This window comes from Ruegeria sp. K5 (genome assembly GCF_056531805.1).
Genome location: NZ_JBQFML010000006.1, coordinates 166,566 through 176,784, shown reverse-complemented (window position 1 = coordinate 176,784; position 10,219 = coordinate 166,566). Strand labels below are relative to the sequence as shown.

Below are 10,219 nucleotides of genomic sequence, written 5' to 3'. Positions count from 1 at the left end.
TGCTCTCCGGTCTTTTGGATTGTTGGGTGCTACATGCGGGTCGGTTGGAGGTGAGTCAAGGCTGCGTCCGGGTCTGTGACGGCACGTGCCTCGATCACCACAAAGGCTTGGGCCCAAGGGTGATCATCCGTCAGGGTGACATGGATGATGGCCTCGTGCCCTTCGGGGGTCATTTCCTTGAGGCGCTCGGCCGCCCAGCCGGTCACGTGCATCACGGGCTGGCCGGTTTTAAGATTGGTGACGGCCATATCCTTCCACGCGATCCCCATGCGCAATCCGGTGCCCAAAGCCTTGGAGCATGCCTCTTTCGCGGCCCAGCGTTTGGCGTAGGTTCCGGCGGTGTCATTGCGGCGTTCGGCCTTGCGCTGTTCGATCTCGGTGAAGACGCGGTTGCGGAACCGGTCACCGAAGCGGTCGAGCGTGCCCTGAATTCGGTCGATATTCGCGAGGTCTGTGCCGACACCGAGGATCATTAGGTTGTCTTTTCCTTTTTCAGAAAGGCCGAATATCCTCGCTTAACTCCGAAAACGAAAGCATAGCGGCACAACACAAATGAAACGATCATACAAAGCGCCAACTCGGCACCTGCTATCAGGGCCTTGTTGTTCAGAACGTGGATATCTGAGGGGCCATCGAAAACGAGTGCGAAAGTTATCAGCGCCGCCACCGCCGCCAATGTTGTGAGAACCATCTGACGTGCGATGATCCAACTTTTGTAGCTATCGCCAAGAGGCTTGCCGCGAATACCTTTGTCCATTCCGTAGGACATGGCAGCCAAAAGCATCGCCAGTCCCAGTGGAAGGGTTGCGAATGGCCATTCGAATTCGAACCACCACTTTATTAGATACAGTCCAATCAGATCGACGAAGACGAAGCACAAAAAGCCGAGACGGTTCAAGCCAACATCTTCGTGAGATTTGAAGAGCGTTTTCAATGGGCTTGCTGTCTCGTGTAGTTTCATCACGACAACCGTACCGTCAAAATCTTGTAACTCGCCACCCCGAAGAACCCGGCAAAGGCGAAATCAAACCAGCGGCGGGCGCGGCGGTAGGTGCGGACCATACGCTCGGACGAGAACAGGAAGGCGTAGCCGATGAAGATCAGCAGTGAGCCTGCGTAGAGCATAGCGAAATAACCCAACAGCATCGCAAGGCTGGCGTCGTTCGGCGCGACGATGGCGTAGATCGATCCCCAGCTGAGGATTGCCTTCGGGTTCGTCAGGTGGATCGCCGCTCCTTTTGCAAAGATCGTCGGCAGAGACCCTGTGACCGGATTGCCCAGCGCCACCTCGTCGGAAGTCATCGCCCGGCGCAGGGCCTTGAGGGCCAGCCAGCCCAGATAGGCAACACCGATATAACGGATCACTTCAAACGCCCAGACATTGGCCAGCATGATCGCCGACAGGCCCAGCGCGGCGGCAATGCCCCAGGCAGCAGAGCCCGCGCAGATGCCCAGCGCAAAGACCAGACCGGCGCGGCGGCCTTCGTTCATGGCGGTTCCGGCGATGCCCATGGTCGCCGGGCCCGGAGAGCCTCCGGCCATCAGCCAGGCCAACCAGATGGCTATGAAGCCAGGCGTGATCACGCCCGCGCCTCGTCCATCAGGCGGCGCATTTCGGTAATAGCAGGAGACAGGCCCAGAAAGATCGACTCGCCGATCAGGAAATGGCCGATATTCAACTCGCGCACCTCGGGGAAGGCCGCGACCGGTTGTACCGTGTCGTAGGTCAGGCCATGGCCCGCGTGAACCTCAAGGCCCAGCGAATGGGCGAAGGTGGACATCTGGCGCAGGGCCTCCAGCTCGCGGGCGGCGTCTTCCATGCGACCTTCGGCATGGGCATCGCAATAGGCGCCGGTGTGCAGTTCGATCACCTCGGCCCCGATGCGGTGAGCAGCCTCGATCTGGCGCTGATCGGCAGCGATGAAGATCGAGACACGGCAGCCGACATCGCGAAGAGGGGCGATGAAATGGGCCAGCTTGTTTTCCTCGCGCGCGACTTCAAGCCCGCCTTCGGTGGTGCGTTCCTCGCGCTTTTCGGGAACGATGCAAACGGCATGAGGTTTGTGGCGCAGGGCGATTTTCTGCATTTCGTCCGTCGCGGCCATTTCGAAATTCAAAGGCACCGACAGAACCTCCATCAGCCCGTCGATATCAGCATCCGAGATATGACGGCGGTCTTCGCGCAAATGGGCGGTGATGCCATCGGCCCCGGCCTCTTCGGCCAGTTTGGCGGCGCGCAGCGGGTCAGGATAGGCCCCGCCACGCGCGTTGCGCACGGTGGCCACGTGGTCGATATTTACACCAAGACGCAAGTGGTTGTCAGACATCACGCGATTCCTTTTTCACGGTTTGACCCGAACCTAGAGCCTTTTGCACGGAAACGTCAGGCTTTGCTTCGGCCAGACGTTTGATTTCTTCAAACTTCGCCTTGATTTTGGCGCGTCGGCGATTCTGATAGCTGCGGATCAGGGGCAGGCTCAGATAGCCACAGATCAGCCCAGCCAGAATGCCGGGCAGGACACCACCGATCATGTAGGGATAGAAAACCTCGCGGTAAAAAACGCTCAGCCCGTGCCAGTCGGCAATGCGGTCGGTGAACATCGCGAGGAAATTGTTCTTGAGGTCCCCCATCGCGTCGGCAAATTTGCCCATCAGGCCACGGGTTTCGCTTTTTTCGAATTCGGTGCCCAGCAGGAAATGCCCCGTCTGCAGGCAGATCACACCAATTGGTACATAGGTCAGCGGGTTGCCGAAGAACGTGCCGCTTAGGGCGGCCAGTATGTTGCCGTTGATCAGCCGGGCACCAATAGCGGCTACGACGAAATGCAGGCCGTAAAACGGTGTGAAGGCTGCAAAAACGCCTGCTGCGATGCCACGTGCAATACGTTCAGGCGAGTCCGGCAGGCGACGGACGCGGTGTTTGACATAGTGAAACGCGCGTGTCCAGCCGCCACGCGGATAGACAAATTCCGATGCGATCTGGACAGGCGAGCGTCGATCTCGGCGCTTGAAAACCACTCCTGATCACCCCTTCTCAGCCGGCCGAAACGGGTGTTTTGGCCCGGTCCCGGTATCGCTCGACAGCGGCGACGTCGCTTTCAGCCTCAAGCGTCAGCATCAGGGAATGCAACTGTTCCAGATCGCGCAGTTCCACATTGATCAGCAGGCGGTAAAAATCCGGTTTCCGGTCAACGAATTCCAGGTTCGAGATATTGGCCTTTTTCTCGCCGATCAATGTGCAAATGCGCCCCAACACACCGGCGTCATTGCCGATGGTCAGATCCAGCGTCGCGCCATAGACGGCAGGGTGCGTGCCGGAATGCCAGTGTAGATCGACCCAGCGTTCGGGTTCATTTTCAAACTCGCCCAGACGGTCGCAATCGATGGCGTGCACGACCACGCCCTTGCCGCGATAGGTGATCCCGACGATGCGTTCACCGGGCAAAGGCTGGCAACAAGGCGCGCGGTCGAACTTCTGACCCGGTTCCAGGCCGATCACCGCGCGGCGCAGCGGGATGGCGTCACCTTCGTCCTTGGTCAGTTCGGGGTAAACCGCCTCGACCACGTCATGGGCGGTCAGTTCGGCGCTGCCCAGACGGGCCAGCAATTCGTGGCGATCCTTCAGGCGCAGGTGTTTGGCGGCGGTATCCAGCGCTTTGTCGGTTGCCTTGCGCCCCACATGCTCAAAGCCTGAACGCGCCAGTTCCTTGCCCAATTTGATAAATCGCTCGCGGTCGACTTCGCGCAGGGCGCGCCGAATGGCCGTGCGGGCCTTGCCGGTGACCGCGATCTCAAGCCATGTGACCTGCGGCGTCTGACCATCGGCGGTGATGATGTCCACCGATTGACCGTTCTTGAGACGGGTCCACAACGGCACGCGGATGCCATCGACCTTGGCCCCCACGCAGGCATGGCCAATGCGGGTGTGGATTGCATAGGCAAAATCGATCGGCGTCGCCCCACGCGGCAGCTTCACCACGTCGCCCTTGGGCGTAAAGCAGAACACCTGATCGGAGTACATCTCAAGCTTCACAGCCTCGAGGAAGTCCTCGTGATCCTCCTCATTATCGAACTGCTCGGTCAGGTTGGAAATCCACTTGGCCGGGTCAACGGCAAACGGGTTTTCCGTGCGCACCCCATCGCGATAGGACCAATGCGCCGCAACGCCGGTTTCGGCCACATCATGCATTTGACGGGTGCGGATCTGCACCTCGACCCGTTTGCCATCGCGGCCCGACACCGTGGTGTGGATCGAGCGGTAGCCGTTTGATTTCGGCTGACTGATGTAATCCTTGAACCGCCCCGGCACCGCGCGCCAGCGCTGGTGAATTGCGCCGAGGGTGCGATAGCAATCCTCTTCGCTGGGCGTGATGATGCGGAACCCGTAGATGTCGGACAGGCGGGAAAAGCCCTGATCCTTTTCCTGCATCTTGCGCCAGATCGAATAGGGTTTCTTGGCGCGGCCAAACACCTCGGCCTCGATCCCGGCCTTGTCCAGCTCGTGCCGCATGTCGCCGGTGATGCGGTGGATCACGTCTCCGGTTTCCCGTTGCAGCGTGATGAAGCGGCGGATGATCGATTGGCGGCCTTCGGGGTTCAGGACGCGAAAGGCGAGGTCTTCCAACTCCTCACGCATCCATTGCATCCCCATCCGGCCCGCAAGCGGCGCGTAGATATCCATCGTCTCACGCGCCTTGATTACCTGCTTTTCCGGGCGCATCGCCTTGATCGTGCGCATATTGTGCAGACGGTCGGCCAGCTTGACCAGAATGACCCGCAGGTCCTTGGACATGGCCATGAACAGTTTGCGGAAGTTTTCCGCCTGTTTGGTTTCCCGGCTGGACAGTTGCAGGTTGGTCAGCTTGGTGACACCATCGACAAGCTCGGCAACCTCATTCCCGAACAGATCGGCCACTTTGCCATAGCTGGCCTTTGTGTCCTCGATCGTGTCGTGCAGCAGGGCCGTGATGATGGTCGCATCATCCAAACGCTGTTCGGTCAGAATAGCGGCAACGGCAACGGGATGGGTGAAATAGGGCTCGCCCGAGTGGCGGAACTGCCCCTCGTGCATCTGCATACCGAACTCATAGGCCCGGGCGATGCGATCAGCATTAGTCTTGGGGTTGTAGTTGCGGACCAGCGCAATCAGGTCGTCAGCAGAGATCATCCGGTCCGCACCTTCGTGTAGCTTGGGGCTTAGCCCTGGCCTTGAGCCTCCATCAGAGCGCGCAGAAGCTTCTCTTCGGACATATCGTCATCCGCAGGCTTGTCGGATTCCGCACCCATCAGCAGCGCCATCTGATCTTCTTCCGGCTCGTCCACCTCGATCTGGGTTTGGTTGGCCTCGATCAGACGCTCGCGCAGTTCGTCCGCGCTTTGGGTTTCATCGGCGATCTCGCGCAGGGAAACGACGGGGTTTTTGTCGTTGTCACGGTCCACAGTGATCGGACCGCCGGCAGAAATCTCGCGCGCCCGGTGGGCCGCCAGCATCACCAGTTCGAACCGGTTTGGAACCTTGTCAACGCAATCTTCAACCGTCACGCGGGCCATGGGGCGCTCTCCGTTACTGAATCCATGTCAGGAAGAGGCTTATCTAAGACCGATTGCCCGCCTTGACAAGCACGAAATGCCGCAAAAGCAGGGATCACAGGGGCGTGACGGCCTGAACATCCCCGGCAGGCAAAGCTGCAACCATCTGTGTGACTGTCTGCTGCAACACCGGGTGGCACCAATCCGGCGCAATATCCGCCATTGGAACCAGCACAAACGCCCTGTCCTGAAGGCGGGGATGGGGCAGAATCAACTGATCCGGCGCCGCCTTCCGTTGTTCATCCGGGGCCAGATCCAGCCAGTGCGCATAGGTGGCCTTGTCAGGCATAACCCTATCCGCATAGCACACCAGATCCAGATCAAGCGTCCGCATTCCCCATCGCTGTATCCGCTCGCGCCCAAACTCATGCTCGACCGTATGCAGCACGTCCAAAAGCCCTTGCGGCGAAAGGTCAGTGTCGATCGCCGCCGCCGCATTCACGTAATCCGGCCCCGCCCTTGCCGGGAAACAGGGGGTCGCAAAAAATCGGCTGACCGCGCGAATCACCACCCCATGACGTGAAAGCGCGTCAAGGGCGCGTCGAAGTGTCACTTCAGGTCCAAATCCTCTCAAATTGAGATTTGCCCCTAGGGCAACTATGGCATTTCGCGCGGAATCGCTCATGTATCTTCCTATATTCGGCGCACTGCATACTTGCGATGGCCAACAAAAGCCCTAATTATAGGGACACTACAGCGCGACATTTTTACACTCACACACCCATCACTCAACGCGCTGCATTGTACCGGAAGGGACTATTTATGTTTTATAAGGACGAACGGCTAGCGCTGTTCATCGACGGCTCAAATCTTTATGCCGCCGCCAAAGCACTCGGGTTCGACATCGACTACAAACTTCTGCGGCAGGAATTCATGCGCCGTGGCAAGTTGCTTCGGGCCTTTTACTACACAGCGCTGCTTGAAAATGACGAGTATTCACCGATCCGCCCATTGGTGGACTGGCTGCATTACAATGGCTTCACCATGGTCACGAAACCGGCCAAGGAATACACCGACAGCATGGGGCGTCGGAAAGTCAAAGGAAACATGGATATCGAACTGACTGTCGATGCCATGGAGCTTGCACCACGGGTCGATCATATCGTGCTGTTCTCGGGCGATGGGGATTTCCGCCCGCTGATCGCCAGCCTGCAGCGTCAGGGCGTGCGCGTTTCGGTCGTCTCGACCATCCGCAGCCAGCCGCCGATGATCTCGGACGAGCTGCGCCGCCAGGCGGACAACTTCATCGAACTGGAAGATCTGCGGGACGTCATCGGCCGCCCTCCGCGCGAGATGCCCGCTGAACCGCGCAGCGTCGCGGTTGCCTCGGGCGGCTGATCTTTCGGCCCGACATCGATGGAAAAATTTGCGCGGTCAGGATTCACCACCCTGGCCGCGCTTCCTTAACTATGGATTGGTTCTGAAACATCGTCTGGCTAGCACCGATTCATGTCAGATCAATGACGCTGTCCTGTCTGGACCAAGGCCGGGAAAAGACTTACCTGTGCAGTAAGGAGACAGCGACATGACCAAGCCGCCACTGACACTGTATCTGGCCGCCCCGCGCGGCTTTTGCGCAGGCGTAGACCGTGCCATCAAAATCGTCGAGATGGCGCTGCAGAAATGGGGCGCACCCGTCTATGTGCGCCATGAGATCGTGCACAACAAATTCGTTGTCGACGGGCTGCGCGAAAAAGGCGCTGTTTTTGTCAGCGAACTGGACGAATGCCCCGATGACCGCCCGGTGATCTTTTCCGCGCATGGCGTGCCAAAATCGGTACCAGCCGAGGCGTCCCAGCGCGAGATGATCTATGTCGACGCGACCTGCCCGCTGGTATCGAAAGTGCATATCGAGGCGCAGCGCCACTATGAGGCCGGTTTGCAGATGATCATGATCGGTCACAAGGGGCATCCGGAAACCGTCGGGACCATGGGGCAACTGCCTGAAGGCGAGGTGCTGCTGATCGAAACGGTCGAGGACGTGGCCGAGGTTCAGGTACGCACCCCCGACAAGCTGGCCTTTGTCACCCAGACCACCCTGTCGGTTGACGACACCAAGGACATCATCGCTGCTTTGCAAGCGCGCTTCCCGGCCATTGTGGGACCCCACAAAGAAGACATCTGTTACGCCACCACCAATCGGCAAGAGGCCGTCAAGGCCGTCGCCCCAAAAGCAGACGCTTTGCTGGTGGTCGGCGCACCGAACTCGTCAAACTCACGCCGATTGGTCGAGGTCGCATCGCGCGCCGGATGCACCTATGCGCAGCTGGTGCAACGCGCGCCTGACATTGATTGGCGCGCGCTAGAGGGGATCAAAAGCGTCGCGATCACGGCCGGGGCCTCGGCCCCCGAAGTGCTGGTGAACGAGGTCATCGACGCGTTTCGCGAGCACTACGATGTGACAGTTGAACTGGCCGAAACCGCCAAGGAAAACGTCGAGTTCAAAGTCCCCCGTGTTCTGAGGCAACCCGCGTGAACGGCGTACCCAAGTCGGCATTATATCTGGGTCTGGCGGGTCTGATCCCATTTGTCTGGGGCGCATTGACCTATCTGAACGCGGACCTGCAAGCCTGGGGCACGCGCGAGATCGGGCCACGTTTTGTTGGCCCCTACGTTCAGTTGTTCTATGGCTCGGTGATCCTCAGCTTCATGTCGGGCGTGCTGTGGGGCTTTGCCACAAAGACCTCGGGCAACAAGGCAACGGTGGGCTATACGCTGTCCGTCCTTCCGGCGCTTTGGGCGTTTTTCATGACCGGAGGAGGCCCGGTAACCGCAGGCACCAACCTGATGACCGGCTTTGCCGGGCTTTTGATGCTGGACGCGCTGTTCTGGTACTGGGGTCTGGCACCGAACTGGTGGATGCGGCTGCGTATTCTGCTGACCGTCATCGTGCTTATGTGTCTTGCCGTTGGAGTTTACCTATGAGCGACCGCGACACCATTTCCGTCTATGACGCGCAGGCCGCGCGCTATGCCGAGCTGACGGATAACGACAATACGGGCGACCCGCAACTGACGCGATTTATTCAGGCCGTGCCCGAAGGCGGCAGAGTTCTGGATCTGGGCTGCGGGCCCGGAACGTCCGCCGCGCTGATGGCGCAAGCCGGGTTGCAGGTCGACGCGACGGATGCGTCCGCCGAAATGGTCAAGCTGGCCTCGGCCCATCCCGGTGTCTCGGCACGCCATGCCAGTTTTGACGCCTTGGAGGCTGACGGGATTTACGATGGCATCTGGGCCAATTTCAGCCTGCTACACGCCACGCGTACCGCTTTCCCCACGCATCTCAACGCCATTCACCGCGCCCTGAAACCCGGTGGTGCGTTCTTCATCGCCATGAAACTGGGGGAAGGCGAAGGCCCCGACCGGTTGGGGCGCTATTACAGTTACTACTCCGAGGATGAATTGAAGACTTATCTGAAAGACGCAGGGTTCACCATCACCGATCAAAGGCTTGGCAGCGGCACCGGGCTGGACGGTTCGGTCTCTGACTTCATTTCATTGGCCGCTCATGCCTGATCTGTTTGCCTATACGGATGGCGCCTGTTCCGGCAATCCCGGACCGGGCGGCTGGGGCGTGCTGCTGCGCGCAATGGATGGGGAAACCGTTCTGAAAGAGCGCGAATTGAAAGGTGGCGAGGCCGAGACCACCAACAACCGGATGGAATTGCTGGCCGCAATCAGCGCGCTTGAAACGCTCGAGCGGCCCTCGACCATCACCATCGTCACCGACAGCGCCTATGTGAAAAACGGCGTGACCGGGTGGATTTTCGGCTGGAAGCGGAACGGGTGGAAAACCTCGAACAAAAAGCCCGTCAAGAATGTGGACCTGTGGCAACGTCTGGATACCGCCCAAGACCGGCATGACGTGACCTGGGAATGGGTCAAAGGCCATGCGGGCCACCCGGAAAACGAAAAAGCCGATGAGCTTGCCCGTGCAGGCATGGCCCCGTTCAAACCCAAAAAGGCACAGGCGTGAGCGGTCTTGCGCTGCTCGACTATGCCTCGGTTCTGATCTTTGCCCTGACCGGAGCGTTGGTGGCCAGTCGCGCACAGCTTGATCTGGTGGGTTTTGCCTTCATCGCCTGCCTGACCGCCGTGGGCGGCGGCACCGTGCGCGACTTGCTGCTGGACCGGCATCCGGTCTTTTGGGTGGGTCAGCCCGATTACGTCCTGATCGCCGTTGCAGCGGCGGTATTGGTGTTTTTCACCGCACATCTGGTCGAAAGCAGATATAACTGGCTGGTCTGGCTGGACAGTTTCGCCCTGTCCATTGCCGTTGCGGCGGGCACCGGTGCGGCCCTGTCGCTGGGCCAGTCCGGTACCATTGTTGTATTGATGGGCGTCACAACGGGATGTCTGGGCGGATTGATGCGGGATGTGGTCTGCAATGAGGTTCCGTTGGTCCTGAAACAGGGGCAACTCTATGTGTCCTGCGCCTTTGCGGGGGCTTTGACAGCCGTATTGGCGACAAAGCTGGGATTGGATGGCCTTCTGACGCTGGGCCTGTGCGCATTGGTCTGCTGGGCGCTACGGGCCGGTTCGCTGCTGTTTGGCTGGCAATTGCCCGTCTATAAGGCCCGCCCACCCCGCCTATAGCGCCAAGATGGACGGCTCGCCCCTGCGCTGCTACC

Annotated in this window: 14 protein-coding genes; 6 read left to right on the top strand and 8 right to left on the bottom strand. The window is 59.6% G+C overall.

Annotated features, from left to right (window positions below):
- Positions 1 to 29: 29 nt before the first annotated feature.
- From acpS to folK, 8 genes are all read right to left on the bottom strand, one after another.
- Positions 30 to 473: a holo-ACP synthase gene (gene acpS / locus ACR0MO_RS16505; protein WP_480892338.1), complete on the bottom strand. Its 444-nt coding sequence runs from the start codon at positions 471 to 473 to the stop codon at positions 30 to 32.
- Complete coding sequence (locus ACR0MO_RS16500; protein ID WP_480892336.1) at positions 473 to 961, bottom strand: hypothetical protein; 489 nt, start codon at positions 959 to 961, stop codon at positions 473 to 475. The genes acpS and ACR0MO_RS16500 overlap by 1 nt, the downstream gene beginning before the upstream one ends.
- Positions 961 to 1,584 (bottom strand): LysE family translocator, encoded by a 624-nt coding sequence (locus ACR0MO_RS16495; protein WP_480892334.1) that lies wholly within the window; start codon positions 1,582 to 1,584, stop codon positions 961 to 963. Before ACR0MO_RS16495 ends, ACR0MO_RS16500 begins: the two co-directional genes overlap by 1 nt.
- Positions 1,581 to 2,327 (bottom strand): pyridoxine 5'-phosphate synthase, encoded by a 747-nt coding sequence (locus ACR0MO_RS16490; protein WP_170454654.1) that lies wholly within the window; start codon positions 2,325 to 2,327, stop codon positions 1,581 to 1,583. Before ACR0MO_RS16490 ends, ACR0MO_RS16495 begins: the two co-directional genes overlap by 4 nt.
- Complete coding sequence (locus ACR0MO_RS16485) at positions 2,320 to 3,018, bottom strand: DUF2062 domain-containing protein (protein ID WP_170454657.1); 699 nt, start codon at positions 3,016 to 3,018, stop codon at positions 2,320 to 2,322. The genes ACR0MO_RS16490 and ACR0MO_RS16485 overlap by 8 nt, the downstream gene beginning before the upstream one ends.
- 16 nt (positions 3,019 to 3,034) lie before the next feature.
- Positions 3,035 to 5,167, bottom strand: coding sequence for a RelA/SpoT family protein (locus tag ACR0MO_RS16480; RefSeq protein WP_170454659.1), 2,133 nt, complete (start codon positions 5,165 to 5,167; stop codon positions 3,035 to 3,037).
- A 29-nt stretch (positions 5,168 to 5,196) separates the two neighbouring features.
- The gene (gene rpoZ / locus ACR0MO_RS16475; protein WP_010437681.1) at positions 5,197 to 5,550 is read right to left on the bottom strand and encodes a DNA-directed RNA polymerase subunit omega; all 354 of its coding nucleotides are present in this window, start codon (positions 5,548 to 5,550) and stop codon (positions 5,197 to 5,199) included.
- A 94-nt stretch (positions 5,551 to 5,644) separates the two neighbouring features.
- Entirely contained in the window at positions 5,645 to 6,214 is a 570-nt protein-coding gene (gene folK, locus ACR0MO_RS16470; protein WP_480892331.1) for a 2-amino-4-hydroxy-6-hydroxymethyldihydropteridine diphosphokinase, read from the bottom strand.
- A gap of 137 nt (positions 6,215 to 6,351) precedes the next feature.
- Here folK and ACR0MO_RS16465 point away from each other — a divergent pair, with 137 nt between their 5' ends.
- The 6 genes from ACR0MO_RS16465 to ACR0MO_RS16440 all read left to right on the top strand — a co-directional run bounded on the left by ACR0MO_RS16465 (position 6,352) and on the right by ACR0MO_RS16440 (position 10,184).
- A complete protein-coding gene (locus ACR0MO_RS16465; protein WP_170520280.1) occupies positions 6,352 to 6,927 on the top strand; it encodes a LabA-like NYN domain-containing protein in 576 nt (191 codons plus the stop codon).
- A 187-nt stretch (positions 6,928 to 7,114) separates the two neighbouring features.
- Entirely contained in the window at positions 7,115 to 8,065 is a 951-nt protein-coding gene (gene ispH, locus ACR0MO_RS16460) for a 4-hydroxy-3-methylbut-2-enyl diphosphate reductase (protein ID WP_480892328.1), read from the top strand.
- The gene (locus ACR0MO_RS16455) at positions 8,062 to 8,514 is read left to right on the top strand and encodes a DUF3429 domain-containing protein (protein ID WP_170520274.1); all 453 of its coding nucleotides are present in this window, start codon (positions 8,062 to 8,064) and stop codon (positions 8,512 to 8,514) included. The genes ispH and ACR0MO_RS16455 overlap by 4 nt, the downstream gene beginning before the upstream one ends.
- Entirely contained in the window at positions 8,511 to 9,104 is a 594-nt protein-coding gene (locus ACR0MO_RS16450) for a class I SAM-dependent DNA methyltransferase (protein WP_480892325.1), read from the top strand. The genes ACR0MO_RS16455 and ACR0MO_RS16450 overlap by 4 nt, the downstream gene beginning before the upstream one ends.
- Entirely contained in the window at positions 9,097 to 9,564 is a 468-nt protein-coding gene (gene rnhA, locus ACR0MO_RS16445) for a ribonuclease HI (RefSeq protein ID WP_170454671.1), read from the top strand. Before ACR0MO_RS16450 ends, rnhA begins: the two co-directional genes overlap by 8 nt.
- On the top strand, positions 9,561 to 10,184 hold the full coding sequence (locus ACR0MO_RS16440) for a trimeric intracellular cation channel family protein (RefSeq protein ID WP_480892322.1): 624 nt from the start codon (positions 9,561 to 9,563) through the stop codon (positions 10,182 to 10,184). The genes rnhA and ACR0MO_RS16440 overlap by 4 nt, the downstream gene beginning before the upstream one ends.
- Positions 10,185 to 10,219: the final 35 nt, after the last annotated feature.

Excerpts from the sequence above, each read along its gene's own strand:
- ACR0MO_RS16490 (WP_170454654.1), bottom strand. The coding sequence starts at position 2,327 with ATGTCTGACAACCACTTGCGTCTTGGTGTAAATATCGACCACGTGGCC.
- folK (WP_480892331.1), bottom strand. The coding sequence starts at position 6,214 with ATGAGCGATTCCGCGCGAAATGCCATAGTTGCCCTAGGGGCAAATCTC.
- rpoZ (WP_010437681.1), bottom strand. The coding sequence starts at position 5,550 with ATGGCCCGCGTGACGGTTGAAGATTGCGTTGACAAGGTTCCAAACCGG.
- ACR0MO_RS16465 (WP_170520280.1), top strand. The coding sequence starts at position 6,352 with ATGTTTTATAAGGACGAACGGCTAGCGCTGTTCATCGACGGCTCAAAT.
- ACR0MO_RS16480 (WP_170454659.1), bottom strand. The coding sequence starts at position 5,167 with ATGATCTCTGCTGACGACCTGATTGCGCTGGTCCGCAACTACAACCCC.
- ACR0MO_RS16450 (WP_480892325.1), top strand. The coding sequence starts at position 8,511 with ATGAGCGACCGCGACACCATTTCCGTCTATGACGCGCAGGCCGCGCGC.
- ispH (WP_480892328.1), top strand. The coding sequence starts at position 7,115 with ATGACCAAGCCGCCACTGACACTGTATCTGGCCGCCCCGCGCGGCTTT.
- ACR0MO_RS16500 (WP_480892336.1), bottom strand. The coding sequence starts at position 961 with ATGAAACTACACGAGACAGCAAGCCCATTGAAAACGCTCTTCAAATCT.
- rnhA (WP_170454671.1), top strand. The coding sequence starts at position 9,097 with ATGCCTGATCTGTTTGCCTATACGGATGGCGCCTGTTCCGGCAATCCC.
- acpS (WP_480892338.1), bottom strand. The coding sequence starts at position 473 with ATGATCCTCGGTGTCGGCACAGACCTCGCGAATATCGACCGAATTCAG.